The sequence below is a fragment of the Treponema sp. HNW genome (assembly GCF_050320395.1).
In the GTDB taxonomy this organism is placed as follows: Bacteria; Spirochaetota; Spirochaetia; order Treponematales; family Treponemataceae; genus Treponema_C.
The window spans coordinates 2356241-2373016 of the sequence record NZ_CP144459.1 but is presented as its reverse complement, the minus strand read 5'-3'; the positions used below and the strand labels follow the sequence as shown (position 1 = coordinate 2373016).

Below are 16776 nucleotides of genomic sequence, written 5' to 3'. Positions count from 1 at the left end.
CTTAACGGCAAAAATTTTCAACCGCTTTATGTTTTCTGTTGGATTTTATCTTTTTCTTTTTTAATTTTTTGGTCAAGCATATCCGTAAGCTTATTTAAGCCCGATGCAAACTCATAATCCTCCGTAGAAACATGGGCCGTCATACCCCAGCGGAAATTAAGCGTTGTATCGAAAATATACTTTTTATCTTCTTTGACCCTAAAAAGTACGTCGACGAGTAAATCTTCAGCGTACTTGATACGTTCAAGTTTTTTTGCAATTAAATCGGACTGATCTTTGTCAAGCTCAAAACCTACCGCATTGATTGTTATGTCCATGCCTTCCTCCTGAGTACAGTATACACCGACTTTTATAATCGGTCAAATGAAGATTCTATATTAAGCTCATTACGGTATTTTGCAACTGTCCTTCGCGCAATCGAAATACCCTCCTTGCCGAGCAGTTCGGCAAGTTTTGAATCGGAAAGCTTTTTCCCGCCTTTTTTTTCGCTTTCTTCGATAATTTCACGCAAACGGTGTTTTACGGCTTCTTGAGAAGAGGGGGCGGGACGCGGCGTTTTTTGTGCACTTTCGGCATCCTGTCCGCCTTGACGTTCGAGGGCGTTCGTAAAAAAATGTTTTATTTCAAACAGTCCCCATTCGCATTGCAGGTATTTTCCGTTTGCAATGCGGGAAACGGTTGTTTCATGAACTCCTATTTCTTCGGCTATATCTTTCATGCGAAGGGGACGTAAATTACCCGGTCCCTTATCGAAAAAATCGTATTGACGGCGCACGATTGCTTCGGCTGCCGAATATACGGCCTTATTGCGTAAGCGGATGTTTTGTATAAAATTGTGCGCTTCCCGTACCGCCTTATCGGCAAATTGCCGCGATGCAATATCGGTGCCTTGTTCGGAAAGTTCCTTGTATACGGGAGAAACGGCGATTTCGGGTATGCCCTGTCCGATAAACTCGATAACAAAGGCGGACTTCCTTTCGGCGCTTTCCCGTTCGTTTACACGGCGTACGGCGATTTCAGGTACCGCAAATTGGATGGAAGTTCCCGCTTCGGAAAACTGGCGTGCGGGAAAGGGATCGAGCGTTCGTATAAATGCCAAAGCCTTGTCGAACTCTTCCTGAGAGCATGCAACCTTACGCTCGTTCAGGGTTTTGCACATGAGGGTACTGCGTTTTTTTTCAAGGATGTCGAAATGCGACTTTAAAATAAGCAGGGCAAGTTCGTTTTCTTTTTTTTCGCCGTTTGACGGCTCTTCGCTGCGATTTTCGTTTGCCGCATCGATTTTCAATTCCGCCTGTACAAAAAGACTTTCACGTAAATCGGTACAGGCCGTTCCTTGAGGATCCAGACGGCGGACGATATGCAGCATTTCGTTTAAAAGGCTCAAGGGGTCGTCTACGGTAAGCAGAGATTCGGGAGGTGTGTTATGATAGCCGCGAGAATTCAGGTTTTGAATAATACGCTCCCCTATACGCTGTTGGTCGTCGGTTAAATGCAAAAGCGATAACTGCGACAATAAATGTTCCTGCAGCGATTCGGAATGAGCGGGCGCGCTTTCCATAAAGGCCTGCCATGCGTCGCTTTCGGCCGAACTTCCCGTACCTTTCCTTCGGCTTTCGGAGCTCCGAAAGATTTCGGAGTGAACGGAACGGCCGCTTTCTTTTACTATTTCGATGGCGGGATTTTTTTCGGCTTCTTCGTAGATATGCTCACGCAAATCTTCTATGGGCATGGCAATCAAATTGATTGCCTGAATCATGCGCGGCGACAAGCGCATTGTTTGCTGAAGCTGTTGACTGTAATCGAGGCGCATTGCGGCCACCCGTTCCTCCTTATGATCAAAGTATAGCATACTTATTTTTTTTACGGTATACTCGAATTATGGATATTTTTAAAAAATACGGACTTTATATGCCGGAGATTTTACTCCCCGCCGCCGAAAAAACGAGTGCCTGGGCGGTAGTCGCCTGCGACCAATATACGCAGGATAAGGCCTATTGGACGGAAGCCGCACGCATTGCGGAGGGAAAGCCTTCGGCTTTGCACATTATTTTACCCGAGATTTATTTAAACGAATTATCTCAAGCCGAAAAAGAAAAAGCCGTGTCTTCAATACAGACCAGGATGAAAGACTACCTTGGAGGCGGTGTTTTTGCTCCCCCCCTTAACGCCTTTATCTACGTCGAGCGTACCACCGCTTACGGGCGCCTTCGCAAAGGCCTTGTTGCCTCTATAGATTTGGAAGATTATGAATGGAAAAGCGGCACCAAGGCGAAGATCCGCGCAACCGAAGCGACCATCGTGTCGCGCATTCCGCCGCGTATTGCAATCCGCAAGAACGCTCCGCTTGAAAGTCCGCATATTATGCTTTTGGTTAACGATAAGAAGTGTTCTTTTATAGAAAAAACCGGTGAAATTGCAAAGCGCGAAGGCGGCCCCCTTTACGATGTCGAGCTGATGATGGGGGCGGGGCATATAAGCGGCAGGGCAGTCTCTTCAGCGGATGCCCTTTTTCATATGGAAAAAGCGCTTGCTTCAATAGCCGCCGAAAATATCGACAGTGCAGGCAATGTATTTATGTTTGCCGTCGGAGACGGAAATCATTCGCTTGCAACGGCAAAGGCCGTATGGGACGAGCTTAAAAAAAGCCGCGGCGGTATTGAGCAAAACGGAAGTATAGCGGTTCCTCAGGGCTTGGAAAATCATCCTTGCCGCTATGCCCTGGTTGAAATTGTAAACCTCTATGATGAAGGGCTGACCTTTGAACCGATTCACCGCATCGTATTTGAAGAAAATGCACGCTCTCTTGCATCCTTTGTGCAATCGAAGCTGGGAGGAAAACTTGAAGTATGCGCATCCGAAAGCGATTTGATGCAAAAAACCGCCTCTTCTGCCGGCAAAACGGCTGTGTTCGGCTTTGCTTCCGCGCAAGACGGATTTTTAAGTTTGAGTGTTGAACTTGACTGTCTTGCGGTAAGCGCCTTACAGCCCGTTTTGGATACGCTTATCGGGCAAAAGTGCGAAACAAGCTGCGTTACTACGGGAAATAAAGAATTAATCGATTATATACACGGTGCCGAAGACGTTCTCCGTCTTGCACGAGAGCATGATAAAACGGCAGTCCTTCTTCCGCCTATAGAAAAAGCGAGCTTTTTTACAACCGTGGAAAAATACGGTTCTTTGCCGCGCAAAAGTTTTTCGATGGGGGAGGCGAGCGAAAAACGCTTTTACTTTGAATGCAGGCGCTTGGAAAAAGACTGACAGGGGCCTTTACTTTTTTTTTAAAGTATGCTAATGTCTTGTATCCGGTTGTTCCGGTATGCCGGCGTGGTGGAATGGTAGACACGATAGACTCAAAATCTATTGCTCGCGAGGGTGTAAGAGTTCAAGTCTCTTCGCCGGTACAAAAATCGGAGTTTTAATTTCTAAAGCTTCTTTGTTTTTTCTTCCAAAAACAGACGGTGTTCTTCGTCCAAATAGGGCGAAAGCCGCGTGCGCACTTCTTCGTGGTAGGCATTGAGCCAGTCGATTTCCTTTTGCGACAAAATGCCGGGCACAAGGGGCCCGGTGTCTATCGGGCAAAGGGTAATCGTCTTAAAGCGGTAAAATTCTCCCGACCGGGTTTTTTCCGCCGGAACGGTTACAATCAGGTTTTCGATACGGATACCGTATTTCCCCGCCGCATAGTAGCCCGGCTCGTTTGAAGTAACCATGCCAAGTTTGAGCGCTTCGTTGATAGGGCGCTTTGAAATCGACTGCGGCCCTTCGTGTACGGGCAAAAGATAGCCGACCCCGTGTCCCGTTCCGTGATTGTAATCCATGCCGCGCTCCCACAGGGGAAGGCGGGCTATCGTGTCGAGGGAAAGGCCTGCTGCACCCGCTTTAAATTGAGCGAGGGCAAGGCGGATATGAGATTGAAGGACGAGGGTGTAGCTTTCTTTTTCCTGTGCGGTAAGGGGGCCGAGCGGAACGGTACGCGTAATATCGGTGGTGCCGTTTATATAGTGGCCGCCGCTGTCCAAAAGCAAAAAGCCTTTCGGTTCCAAAAGCGCGCTTCCCTGTTCGGCGGGGGCATAGTGAACGATTGCCGCGTTCGGCCCGTATGCGCTGATGGTTTCAAAACTCGCTTCGATAAAGTCCTTTCCTTCGGCTCTGAACTCCAAAAGCTTTGTGCTCACATCGTATTCGCTGATTCCGGGGTTGTTTGCCGTACCGGCGGCATATGCCGAGACATTGTCTTCAATCCATTTAAGGATTTTTACCATTGCAGCCCCGTCTTTTTCCATCGCTATATCGAAGTTGCGCAATTCCGTTTCGTTCTTTGAAGCCTTCATAACCGAACTTATGTTTAAGCCCTGTACAATGCGCGCTTTTATTTTTGAGCGTACATAGACGTTGGTGCGTGCGCTGTCGATATAAACAGTTCCTTTGAGTTTTTCCGCTTCGGAAAAAGCCGCTTCATAGGGGGCGACGGTAACGCCCTCTTTTTCCAAAAATGAGCGTACTTGGCCATTGATTTGTTTTTCGTTTATAAAAAGAACGGCCCGCGTCTTATCAATCAATGCGTATGAAATAAGGACGGGATTGCAGGGAATGTCGTTTCCGCGTATGTTAAAAAGGTAGCACACGTCTTCGCAAGAACCGATAAGGGTTGCGTCCGCCCCTTTTTCGGCGAGGCCCGCCCGTACTTCGGCGATTTTTTGGGAGGCGCTTTTTCCCGCATATTCGTTACCGAGAATAAAGGCTTCGCTTAATACGGGTTCGGGGCGATCCTTCCAAACATCGCCTACAAGGTCGCGCCCGGTAACGAGTTCCATGCCCTCAAGTTCTTTTTGCATAGCCTCGTAGTTTTGAAGAGAAACAACCTTTCCGTCCATACCGATTTTGGCACCCGCCTTGAATTCGGATTTAAGAAAAGCGTTCAGTGTCGGAATACCCGGTTCTTCCATTTTGAACAAGGTTATGCCGCTTCCTTTAAGCTGATATTCGGCTTGCAAAAAATAGCGCCCGTCCGTCCACAAGCCCGCCTTGTCTGCGGTTACAAGCAGGGTACCTGCCGAGCCGGTAAAGCCGGACATAAATTCGCGGGTTTTATAGGGTGCCGGCAAATACTCGTTTTGGTGCGGGTCGGATGAGGGGATAATATATGCGTCAAACTCGCATTCTTTCATCTTTTGCCGCAGGGCGGCAATACGTTCGGGAATATTCATATTAACCTCTTTTTACGCTCTTTTAAGCCGCCTCGTGCAAACCTAAATGCCGGCGAAGCGGGTTTCAACCTTTTCTTTTACGTAGGCGATAAAGTTTTCAACCTTCATAAGCTCTTGGGGGCGGCCGTCGCGGAAACGCACGGCAATGCTCGCAGTTTCGGCTTCTTTTTCGCCTGCAACCAGCATATAGGGTATTTTTTTTAGCTGGGCGGTTTTTATTTTGCCGTTTATGCGGTCGCTTCCGAGATTTATATCGCAGCGGATACCGGCCGCTTTGATTTTTTCGAACACTTCTTTTGCGTAAGTCTCGGCCGCAGGAGAAACGGGAATAACGACCGCCTGCTCATATTGCAGCCATGCGGGAAGGGCGCCCGCGTAGTTTTCAATCAAAATGCCGATAAAGCGTTCCAAAGACCCCAAAACCGCGCGGTGAAGCATAACCGGATGGTGCTTGATGTTATCTTCTCCGACATATTCGGCATTTAAGCGTTCCGCCGACGGAAGCTGGTAGTCGACTTGGATCGTACCGCATTGCCATCCGCGGCCCAAAGCGTCTACAAGGGTAAACTCCAGTTTAGGGCCGTAAAAAGCGCCTTCTCCGGGCTGTAATTCGTAACTTAAGCCCGCTGCCTTTGTCGCGTCTTCCAAGGCTTTTTCGGCCCTGTCCCATACCTCGTCGGTACCGACGCGCAATTCCGGCCGCGTTGAAAATTTAACGAGAATCTTATCTTCGCCGAAGCCGAAATCCTTATACATATCTTTTAAAAGGCGGCAAAAACGCGCCACTTCTTCGCCGATTTGAGCTTCGGTACAAAAGATGTGCGCATCGTCCTGCACAAAGCCGCGTACGCGCATAATACCGTGAAGGGCGCCGGAAGCTTCGTTTCGCGTGCAGGAGCCGAATTCGGCCATGCGCAGGGGCAAATCCTTGTACGAGCGTATGTGCTGTTTGAAAATCTCAACGTGTCCGGGACAGTTCATCGGTTTAAGGGCAAAAAGGCGCTTTTCGCTTTCGGTGATAAACATATTTTCCTGATACTTTGCCCAGTGCCCCGAACGTTCCCACAAAGAACGCGGCATAACGTAGGGGGTTTTTACTTCCACATAACCGTCCGCTTTGATTTTTTCGCGCACGTAATCTTCGATTATACGGTACACCGTCCAGCCGTTCGGGTGCCAAAAGATTTGCCCCGGATTTTCTTCGTCTATATGGAAAAAATCCAACTGCTTGCCGATTTTGCGGTGATCGCGCTTTTCGGCTTCTTCGAGCATCGTAAGATAGGCTTTTAAATCGTTCGGCTTTTCAAAAGACAGCGCGTAAATGCGGGTAAGCATGGGACGTTTTACGTCTCCGCGCCAATAAGCGCCTGCAGTTTTTAAAAGCTTAAAAGCCTGGGCGTTTATTTCTTTGGTATTTGCGACGTGAGGGCCGCGGCATAAGTCGGTAAAATCGCCGTTGGTGTAAATCGATATTTGTTCGGTTTCGGGTAAATCGTTGATAAGCTCGATTTTATAGTCTTGGCCCGCGAACAACTTCAAAGCTTCATCGCGGCTTACGACTTTTTTTACAAAATCGTGCGGGGTTGATAAAATGCGCCGCATTTCTTTTTCGATTTCGCCCAAATCTTCTTCTTTAATGGGGCGGCTCAAATCGAAGTCGTAATAAAATCCCGTGTCGATTGCAGGCCCGATGGCGACCTTGGAACCGGGAAAAAGTTTTAACACCGCTTCGGCCATAACGTGCGCCGTGCTGTGGCGGATAGTATAAAGTTTATCGTTTTTTTGCTCGTTTTCCATAATAGTACAGCATATAGCGTTCACAAAAGAGTGTCAACGGCATAACATCGCACGTCCTGTGCGATGTTATGCGACAAGTTTTAGGCGGGAGGCCGCCTAAAACGTCGGGCAACATGAGGCTTTTGCCGCCGTCCATGGCGGAAAGTACACAAGACAAAAGGAGGGGAGGACGTTATGCCGCAAACTAAGCCAAAACGGACTTATAAGGATTCGGTGTTCGCGGATTTATTCGGAGCGGACAAGTCGGCAAAGTCAAACTTTTTGTCACTATATAACGCATTGAACGGAACACAACTGACACTCGACTGCGAGCTGCGTCATATCAGATTGGAGCAAATCCTGTATATGAACTTTTATAACGATGTGTCTTTTCTTGTGGATAACAAAATCATTGTACTTGCGGAGCATCAATCAACGGTCAATCTGAATATGCCGTTTCGGTTTTTGGAATATGTCGTCCGTTTGTATGAGCAAATACAAAATCCGCGTGATAAGTATTTACGCCGTTTGGTTAAAATTCCGACACCTGAGTTCTTTGTCTTTTACAACGGTGAAGAAGACGTTCCGGAATATAAAACGCTAAAACTTTCCGACGCTTTTATGACGGCCGGCTCACAACCGAACCTTGAACTCATTGTCGAGGTGGTGAATATCAATCAGGATAAAGCACATACAATTCTTGAGCAGTGTAGACCGCTTGCCCAGTACAGTTTGTTTGTAGACACGGTGCGAAAACACCTCAAGCTTGACAGGGAAAAAGGCTTTGAAAAAGCTGTACAGGAATGTATAAATAATGATATACTTAAAGAGTACTTGGAGCGCAAATCACGGGAGGTAATGAATATGTTGTTGGCGGAATACGATTACGCAACCGATATAGCGGTTCAAAGAGAAGAAGAACGTGAAATAGCCTTGGAAGAGGGCGCCCGCCAAAAAGCCCTGGAAACGGCACGGCTTATGAGGCTTGAAAATCTCGGCATTGACTTAATTTCAAAGGTTACCGGTTTGTCCGAAGAGGAAATCGCAGAGCTGTAAGGCGAGGCTTTTTTGCGGTCAGATTAGTCAAGAATACAATAAAGCGTTTTAATCGGGGCGCTGCGGGGTGTCCCCGCAGAGGGGGCCCCGCAGAGGGGGCAGCGGAAAAGCCGCAGGCTTTGAAGCGAGGGGGAGACTTCCCCCCGTGATCCCGGTCTATCTAAAGGGATTTTCGCCTCCCAGCGAATCGCACAGTTCTTTTTCAAAGTCTTCTTTTAAGGACGTTTCTATAAGGCCTGCGGCGTGTACGCGTTCGCCGAAGGTTTCGGTCAGGTCTTTTACGTTGAATTTTTTGAACAGGCGTTTGCAGTGCTCGTAAGCTTCGTAGGAGAGGTTAAGTTCAAAGGGGGCGCGAAGGATAAAGGCTTCGGTTTTTGCCGTTTGCAGCACAAGCTTTGCCGCTTCGCTGTAGGCTTTGACCAGGCCGCCGGTTCCCAAGAGGGTGCCGCCGAACCGGCGTGTTACCGTAAGCAAAATGTCCGTACAGCCGAAACCTTTAAGCACGTCGAGCACCGGACGTCCTGCAGTGCCGGAGGGTTCTCCGTCGTCGGACATACCGCATATTTCGGCTGCCCGGCCGAGGACAAAGGCGTGTACGATGTGGGACGCGTCGGCGTATCGCTGTTTTTGCTCTTTAAGAAGGCTCCGCGCTTCGGCTTGGGAGTGTACCGGAAAAACTTCGGCTAAAAAACGCGACTTTTTTACAATCAGTTCGGCTTGAGCGCTTTCGCACAAAATGTTCACAAATCATCATCCCCGGAGCTTGTTTTTGCGGAATCGGATTGTGTGTCTGCGGAGGAGGCGGCCGTATCGGCGGGGGCGGATATTTCTTTATAAGCGGATTTTGTTCGGCCGGTTTCAGTGTCTTGCCCCGGTTTTACCGCCTCATAAGCCGCGGCAAAGGCTATGCTGATTCTGATAAGGCTTATATACAAAGAAAGGGTGGACAATACGCGGACAAGCGATAACGCGAAGGCTGAAACGGCTCCGCCCCTTTGGCCCATAATCGCCGGAAAGATAAACGAAAGAAGGGCAAATAAAAGATACAAGCCGCCGCTTTGTACGCACAAAAGAAAAAAATCGAAGCGCTTTTTTTTCATCAGGGCGGAACTTTTGCGCAGCGCCTGTCCGACGCTCAGTTTTGAATCCTCATACAAAAAAAACCAGGTAAAGGCGAATTGCAGATATATAAAGGCTAAAACGCACAGCGAAAGAATAAGCAAGGCGGCGAATAAAAGTTCTGTATGCCGGGTAAAAAAATCGGCGGCGGTAACATATAAAAGCGCCCCTGCGGCGAATATGATAAGCATATAAAGCGCGACAAAAAAGAGGGCGGTTTTAAGGGCGCGGGAAAAATCGCGGAAACCGCTGAACAGATGGCCGAGGACTGCCCGCTCTTTTTTGTACATTAAAAGCACCATGACAAAAAAGCCGTAGAGTAATATATTGTTTAACAGGGTTACGGCAAAGCCTGAAAAAAGGGCGGCCGCAAACACTGCCGGGTTTACCGCACCCGATGCCAAAGCCGCCCCCAGCGGTGCGGAAGCGGCTCCCAATGCGGCATAGGATATAAGGCCCATGAGCATCATGGTCAGGGCGAGTTTGGGTATGTTTTCCGCCGAACAGCGGTGTATGTTTACAAGCAAGTGTTTAAACGAATTCACGGCCTTCCTCCCGTTATTCTTTTTTTGAAGCTGCGGTTTTTGCAACAATAAGCTTTTCGGTTTCGCGCGCTGCAAGGCGTACTCCGATTGACTTTAGGCCCTTTTCTTCGTAGTCGGCGGCATTAAAGGTTTCTTCAAGGATTTTAAGGCGCGGTTTTTGCACGTATTTAAGCGTAAACTCGAATTTTTTGCGCGTGTCCACGTGAAGCAGTTCCATTCCCTCCGGCATAATAAAATAATCGCGGTTTAATATAAATTGGCTTATGCGGCAGCGCTTGATAAAACAGTACTTTGTTTTCGGGTCGCGGAAAATCACGGTAAAAAGAACCTTCGCCAATTCTTCTTTATCGGCCGAACCGCAATAGCGCAAGCCCTTGTCGGTAAACAGTTTGTCGGGAACATCGCAAACGGTGTAAATGCCGCTTTTCCGTAAAATCAGTATGCGGTCGTAGGGCGACACTTTAAACAGTTCGGTGCCGGTGGGAACGGCGGTTCCCAAATAGCCGGTTTTCGAATCGTAGCGAAGGGCGGTGTCTTTTTTTACCACTTCGCGCACATCGACTTGAGTAAAGCCGGTAATTTCGGTTTTACGCCGTGTTTTTTCTTCGTCCAGTTTTGCCAAAATCCCGTCAAGCCAGCTTATAGCGTAGGCGGTAAGATTTTTTAAAAGTTTGGCAATCTCTTTAAGGCGCGCATTTATTTCTTCGACTTCCTGACGGTTTTTGTTTATATCGTAAAGCGATATGCGGCGGATGGGAATCTTCAATAAGGTTTCCACGTCCTCTTCGGTTACGGGACGGATTAATTCCGCGGCAAAGGGCTTAAAGCCTGTGATAACGGCTTTTACAACCGTTTCGGCCGTTTTCATTTGCTCTATTTTTTTGTAAATGCGCTCTTCAATAAAAATACGCTCAAGGGTGCGCAAGTGCAGGCGGTCGGTAAGGTTCGCCTTTTCCAATTCCAATTCGTCTTTGAGGATGGCCACAAGCTGTTTTGCGTGGTGCTTTATAACATCGGTTGCAGTCATTACCTGCGGCATATTGTCTTTTATAACGAGGAGGTTGCAGGAAATCGACTGCTCGCAGTCGGTAAAGGCAAAGAGGGCATCCACGACTTCCTCTGAATAAACGCCGCGCTGGAGGCGGATTTCTATTTCAACCTTGTCGGTTGTAAAGTCGTTTATCGAAGCGATTTTTACCTTGCCGCTTTTTGCCGCGTTTTCGATCGACTGCATAAGGGTTTCGGTGTTGCTTCCGGCGGGAAGCTCGGTAATCACAATGCGCTTGGGGTCGCTTGTGTCGAGTTTGGCGCGGGTAATGATTTTACCCAAACCGTCCTGATAGTCCGATACGTCGATGAGTCCTCCGGTCGGAAAATCCGGATACAGCTTAAAGCGCTTTCCTTCGAGGCAGGCTTTTTCGGCTTCGATTACTTCGCGGATATTGTGGCTTAGAATGCGCGTCGACATACCGACTGCAATACCTTCGGCGCCCAAAATGAGGGCAAGCGGAAGCTTTGCCCTAAACGCGGTCGGCTCTTTGCCGCGACCGTCATAGGACGGCACATAGTTTGCAATGGGCGGATTGTATAAAATATCTTTTCCCAAACGCGTACAGCGGCATTCGATATACCGCGCGGCGGACGGTCCGTCTCCGGTATAGAGGTTGCCGAAGTTTCCCTGTTTGTCTATAAAGAGTTCTTTGTTTGCAAGCACAACGAGGGCGCCGTAAATGGAAGCATCGCCGTGGGGGTGATATTTCATGCACTGCCCGACGACGTTTGCAACCTTGTGGAATTTACCGTCGTCCAATTCAAAAAGGGTGTGCAGGACGCGCCGCTGAACGGGTTTTAAGCCGTCTTCCAAATCGGGGATGGCGCGGTCGCGGATAACGTAACTTGCATATTCCAAAAAGTTTTTATCAAATAAGTTTTTAACGTAAGCCATGGTTTTTTGAAGGCCCCCTATGCATCGATTTCTTTAAGCAAATTATGAACGATAAAATCGCGCCGTTTGGGCGTATTTTTGCCCATGTAAAATTCCAACAATTTGGGAACGTTTTTAAGCGATTGCACTTCTACGGGAACGAGGCGCATATGTTCTCCGATAAATTGACCGAACTCTGCGGGGCTGATTTCTCCCAAACCTTTAAAGCGCGTAACGTCGGAAGAAGCGCCTAAGGCCGCCAATGCTTCGTCGCGCTCGGCTTCGCTGTAACAATAGCGGGTTTCTTTTTTATTGCGTACGCGGAACAGGGGCGTTTCCAAAATAAAGACGCGGCCGCTCGTTACCAGTTCTTCAAAATAGCCTAAGAAAAAGGTGAGCAAAAGGTTTCGTATGTGAAAGCCGTCGTTGTCCGCATCGGTTGCGATGATGATTTTATTGTAGCGCAAGCCTTCGATATCGTTTTCTATGCCGAGCGCCATCATCAAATTGTAAAGTTCGGCATTCTTATAAATGTCGGTGCGCTTTTTGCCGTACATGTTTTCGGGTTTTCCGCGCAAACTGAACAGAGCCTGCGTCATTGCGTCGCGGCAGCCGACCATCGAGCCCGAAGCCGAATCTCCTTCGGTTAAAAAAATCATTGTGTTTTCGCCCTTTGCCCCGTCGTCCAAGTGATACTTGCAGTCTTTGAGTTTGGGGATTTTAAGGGCGATTTTTTTAGCCGCTTCTTTGGCTTCTTTTTTTACCGTGTTCAACTCGGTGCGCAGTTTTTCGTTTGCGGTAATTTTAAGCTCAAGGGCCTTTGCCGCTTCGCTGTTGCGGTGAAGCCAATCGTCGACAGCAGCCTTTGTTTCGTTTACAATCCAGCCCTTTACATCGGTGTTGCCCAGCTTGTTTTTCGTCTGGCTTTCAAATATGGGTTCTTGAATCTTTACGGCAACCGCGGAAGCCATACCTTCGCGCACGTCTTCGCTTTTATAGTTTTTCCGGTAAAATTCGTTAACACCCTTTACAAAGCCCTCTTTAAAAGCCGAAAGGTGGGTGCCGCCGTCGCAGGTAAACTGTCCGTTTACAAACGAAAAGGAATTTTCGCCGTATGCGTTCGAGTGGGTAAACGAAAATTCGATTTGTTTTCCTTTGTAATAGCCCACCGGATAGAGGCTTTCGCCTTCAAGTTCGCTGTTCAATAAATCGAGTAAGCCCTTTTCGCTTACATACTTATTGCCGTTGCATACGAGGGTGAGGCCTGCGTTTAAATAGGCGTAGTTCCACAAGCGCCGCTCGATAAATTCCATATTAAAATTATAATCGCCGAATATTTGGTTGTCGGGAACGAATTCGACAAAGGTGCCGTCTTTGGTACCTTCTTTTACCTTTGCGCTTTTGTTCGAAATAAGCTTGCCGCGCTCAAAAACCGCTTCAACGGCTTTTCCGTCGCGCACGGATACCGCGCGAAAATACGAGGACAGGGCGTTTACCGCCTTTGTACCGACACCGTTTAAGCCGACGGAAAACTGAAATACTTCGCTGTTGTATTTTGCGCCCGTATTGATAACCGAAACGCAGTCTACAAGTTTTCCCTGCGGAATGCCGCGCCCGTAATCGCGCACTTTAACGTGGTTTTCTTTTATTTCAACGTCCACGCGCTTGCCGTTTCCCATAATAAACTCGTCAACCGCGTTGTCGATAACTTCTTTGAGCAAAATATAAATACCGTCGTTTTGATTGGTGCCGTCACCTAAACGCCCGATGTACATACCCGTGCGCAGCCGGATGTGTTCAAGCGAGCTGAGCGTTTTTATCTTCGATTCGTCATATACGGATTTTGACGCCGGTTTGGAGGCCGCTTTGGCAGCCGGTTTTGCGGCGGATTTTGATTTTTTGCTTTCCTTTTCACCCATAGGCAGAGTATAGCACAAAAGGCCGACGATGGAAAGGGCGGTTAAAAATTATCCGCTGCTGATTCGGACTTTAAATGTATAAAGGGACCGTTTCAAAAGCCGTTGCTTTTTCGACAGTCCCTTTTATCCAAGCCTCTTTAATTTTGGGGCGGGGAAGATTGTTTTTTAATCAAGAGGAGGCAGGGCGGGATTTTCGGCATATAAATCGATTACGGGAACCGTGTTGTAACGCACTGCTATATAATTATTGACGGTTTTTATTTCATCGTCGGTTAACGCGCGCTCAAAAACAATTATCTCCGAAACTTCTCCGTAAAACGGAGCGTCTCCCGCCGCATTGCTGCCTATAAATATATTGCGTATGGTACCGTTATAGGGTTTTTGTACGTTTACCCTGTTCGAAAAATAAGCGTGTCCGGCGCCCAGGCTCCACGCATAATCTTTTTTACACGGATCGGTGTTTTCATTGGGGCCGATGTGATGAGTGCGCCTGCTGCCTCTGCCGTCGCCGACCGCATACCCGTAAGAGCGCACGTTGCTGCTCAGGTCTCCGGTATCGCGTGAGTATACAAAGCCCATAGGTGTTTGACCGGTTTGAGAACCGTTTCCGTTTATAAAAAAATGTACATTTTCTTCCGGAGCCTGGATGAGGCTGTTGTAGCGGATTACCGTTGAAAAAACCGTGCCGTCGGGTATGTCGTATTGGCGTGAATGTTCGGGCGAACGGGGGCCCGAAAAAAAGGTGTTTTCGATATGGAATCTTCTGTATGCAAGGGGTTTCCCTACGGTTTTTCCGTTTCCGTATAAGCCGTCTTTCGGGTCAAAATAAAGCGCCGAAGTGGCTACATGGGGAAAAACGCGGGTATCGCCGTTTGAAGCCGATACGACAAATTGGGTACGAAACCGAGTATCCGTTCCTCCCGATACTTTAAATACGATAAAAGAAGTGGTTCCCTTGGCGTCTTTTACAATCCATGTATCCGCCTGTGTTGTAACCGCCATACTTTCTTTTTCCTGGGAAAAGGTTAAGGCCGGGAGGTTGTTAATGCCGTCCTCATTATAAGTGGGACCGATTTCTCCGTACTTACGGGCGTGAAGATTGTTTCCGCTTACATCGGGCATCACAAGCACCTTGTTTCCCGCCGAATCTTTTGTTACGTGTTCCCTTCCTATTCTGTCGGCGCGCAGCCATAGGGCAAGACCTCCGTCATCCAAATTGTTCGGCTGCTTAAAGCCCGAACCGGTTAAAGACAGGGTGTAGGTTCTGCCGGTTTTATCGTCTTTAATAACTATGTCGGACTCGGACCATTTTCCCGTTTCGGGGGTAAATTTGATTGCTATATCGGCCGTTCCGTCGGGATAGATTTTTTCATCGTCTGCATATTTTTTTATAAGAGAAAAATTGCCTTCGGATACTTCATAACTGATGTGCGTAAAGTCGAGTACGGCGTTTCCCGTATTTTTAAGGGCAAGATGTTTTTCTTCGGCCGAGGAGTTATATTCAAAATCGAGACAGTTTTTTGTAAGCTTATAGGGAACGACGGCGGGAATATCCTTACCGTTTTCTTTACGCACAACGGTAAGGGGTATGGTTTTGCCGCCTCCACACAAACCCGCCTTATAGGGCGTTTGGCTTAAACTGTGTGTAATTTCTATAAAGCCCGTTCCGTATTCGGCCATCTTCTGGTCGGGAAGCGTTACGATAAATTCCAAAAATTCACCGGGATTTATAAATCCGCTTACATTTGCTGCGGGCATATAAAAGCCGGCGGAACGCGCATCGGCATCCAAAACCGTATTTCGGATTTCCACGCGGCTCTTACTGTTGTTTTTTATTCTGAACGTTTTTGTAACATCGCTGTGCGGAGAATAGCCGAAATCGGAAGCGATACCGTCTTCGGCCAAAAGTACATCGGGCTGTCCCTCTTCGATTTCAAGCACTTGAATGCCGCTTAAACTGCCGATGAGTTTCAGATTAAAATTCCTCTTTCTTTTGTCGACCGAATATTTGACGTTTATGTCGGTCATTATGCTCCCGGCTTTGTTCAAGCTGTAGCGTACTTTAAAAGAGGTTCGCTCATACGGATTTAAAATCTTTTTTGTGCTGCTCGTATCAATATTAAAGAGACTGCCGCCGGGTAATTCCGGTAACGTGCGTATATGAACCTCTTTTTCTTCAAGATTTTCTATCGTGATTGTTTCCCAGTCGCTCCATCCCGATTGAGCTATGCTCAAAAGAGATATTGCCGTTCCGTTTGTAAAACCGCGGCCCGTTGCTTCCTGGGATATCATAATGGAGTCGCGGGGTGTAAAGACGGTTTCCTGTACGTCCAAATTGGTGGAAACATTGCATGCCGTATGGAAAAAAAAGGATATAATAAATATCGGTAATAGCCGTTTCATATCTAACCTCCTTAGGATGCGCCGCTTATTTCGGTGCGGAACCTTTAAACGCGACGCTTAAATAAGCGGCGGGAATGATATTCCAGTCCGCATATGTTTTTCGGTTTTTATCGACTGTCGTAAATATATAGGTATCGACATCGGCTCCCGCCAGAACGGAGATGATATCGTTATTCCATATTTTATAACGTGCTCCCGTGTTGAAGTTCATACCGAAGTTCATATAGGGACTTGCAACGGATACGGGCAGCCACTCAAAGCGTACGGTTATATCAAGCTTTTTATATACTTCCCAGTTTTCGGTTCCGAACCCCACCGAAGGAGTTTTTATACGGTCGTAGAACACGGAAGTAACTTGTCCGCCGTTTTTAGCATAATAGTTTAATTCCGTATATCCGACACTGAAGAGCAAGGGAATACCTGCCGCCTTTGAACCTATGCCGAGACGGGAAGCAAATACCCATGAAAGATCCTCTGCCGAAAGTGCGGCGGTAAGCCATGTGAATTTCATGCCCAGCTTCACCATAATATACGGATGCGTAAAACCCGCATCAAGGCCGCTGATAACGCCCACGCTTGAGTGAGTTTTATTTTGGCCGTAATGAAGATTTGCCGCTGCGCTTCCGAAGATGTTTAATGCGGGGCCGAGAAAAACGCTGCCCGAAAAATTGCGTAAATCTACACGGTAAACCGAGTTGTACAGAGCCTGTGCATCGGCAATGCGTTTTGCCTCCCGTTCTTCCTGTTCCGTTTGCGCAAACAGAACGCATGTCCATACGGACAATAAAATAATAAAAATATATCTACGCATATATATAATTATA

Annotated in this window: 12 protein-coding genes and 1 tRNA gene; 3 read left to right on the top strand and 10 right to left on the bottom strand. The window is 47.7% G+C overall.

The features are described 5' to 3' along the window. Positions 1–26: 26 nt before the first annotated feature. Positions 27–317: an HPF/RaiA family ribosome-associated protein gene (locus V1L52_RS11130; protein ID WP_428769662.1), complete on the bottom strand. Its 291-nt coding sequence runs from the start codon at positions 315–317 to the stop codon at positions 27–29. Positions 318–349: 32 nt separating this feature from the next. Continuing rightward, positions 350–1813 carry an RNA polymerase factor sigma-54 gene (gene rpoN / locus V1L52_RS11125; protein ID WP_428771832.1) on the bottom strand — a complete coding sequence of 488 codons (1464 nt, stop codon included), beginning with the start codon at positions 1811–1813 and terminating at the stop codon, positions 350–352. A gap of 68 nt (positions 1814–1881) precedes the next feature. Here rpoN and V1L52_RS11120 point away from each other — a divergent pair, with 68 nt between their 5' ends. Beyond that, positions 1882–3261: a DUF1015 domain-containing protein gene (locus V1L52_RS11120; protein WP_428769661.1), complete on the top strand. Its 1380-nt coding sequence runs from the start codon at positions 1882–1884 to the stop codon at positions 3259–3261. Positions 3262–3321: 60 nt separating this feature from the next. Further along, positions 3322–3404: transfer RNA gene (locus V1L52_RS11115), tRNA-Leu, on the top strand. Between the two features lie 21 nt (positions 3405–3425). Here the strand turns inward: V1L52_RS11115 and V1L52_RS11110 are convergent. Both V1L52_RS11110 and thrS read right to left on the bottom strand, forming a co-directional pair. After that, positions 3426–5210 (bottom strand): aminopeptidase P family protein, encoded by a 1785-nt coding sequence (locus V1L52_RS11110; RefSeq protein WP_428769659.1) that lies wholly within the window; start codon positions 5208–5210, stop codon positions 3426–3428. 42 nt (positions 5211–5252) lie between these two features. Beyond that, positions 5253–7007: a threonine--tRNA ligase gene (gene thrS / locus V1L52_RS11105; RefSeq protein ID WP_428769657.1), complete on the bottom strand. Its 1755-nt coding sequence runs from the start codon at positions 7005–7007 to the stop codon at positions 5253–5255. A 174-nt stretch (positions 7008–7181) separates the two neighbouring features. On the opposite strand from thrS, the gene V1L52_RS11100 reads away from it, so the two are divergent. Continuing rightward, a complete protein-coding gene (locus V1L52_RS11100; protein ID WP_428769655.1) occupies positions 7182–8042 on the top strand; it encodes an Rpn family recombination-promoting nuclease/putative transposase in 861 nt (286 codons plus the stop codon). Between the two features lie 156 nt (positions 8043–8198). Here V1L52_RS11100 and V1L52_RS11095 read toward each other — a convergent pair whose 3' ends face one another. From V1L52_RS11095 to V1L52_RS11070, 6 genes are all read right to left on the bottom strand, one after another. Next, positions 8199–8786: an IMPACT family protein gene (locus V1L52_RS11095; protein ID WP_428769653.1), complete on the bottom strand. Its 588-nt coding sequence runs from the start codon at positions 8784–8786 to the stop codon at positions 8199–8201. Continuing rightward, positions 8783–9706 carry a hypothetical protein gene (locus V1L52_RS11090; protein ID WP_428769651.1) on the bottom strand — a complete coding sequence of 308 codons (924 nt, stop codon included), beginning with the start codon at positions 9704–9706 and terminating at the stop codon, positions 8783–8785. The genes V1L52_RS11095 and V1L52_RS11090 overlap by 4 nt, the downstream gene beginning before the upstream one ends. A 13-nt stretch (positions 9707–9719) precedes the next feature. Further along, complete coding sequence (locus V1L52_RS11085; RefSeq protein ID WP_428769649.1) at positions 9720–11651, bottom strand: DNA topoisomerase IV subunit A; 1932 nt, start codon at positions 11649–11651, stop codon at positions 9720–9722. A gap of 17 nt (positions 11652–11668) precedes the next feature. Continuing rightward, complete coding sequence (locus tag V1L52_RS11080; protein ID WP_428769647.1) at positions 11669–13549, bottom strand: DNA topoisomerase IV subunit B; 1881 nt, start codon at positions 13547–13549, stop codon at positions 11669–11671. Positions 13550–13714: 165 nt separating this feature from the next. Further along, the gene (locus V1L52_RS11075) at positions 13715–15952 is read right to left on the bottom strand and encodes a hypothetical protein (RefSeq protein WP_428769645.1); all 2238 of its coding nucleotides are present in this window, start codon (positions 15950–15952) and stop codon (positions 13715–13717) included. Positions 15953–15977: 25 nt separating this feature from the next. Then, positions 15978–16763: a hypothetical protein gene (locus V1L52_RS11070; protein WP_428769644.1), complete on the bottom strand. Its 786-nt coding sequence runs from the start codon at positions 16761–16763 to the stop codon at positions 15978–15980. Positions 16764–16776 lie beyond the last annotated feature (13 nt).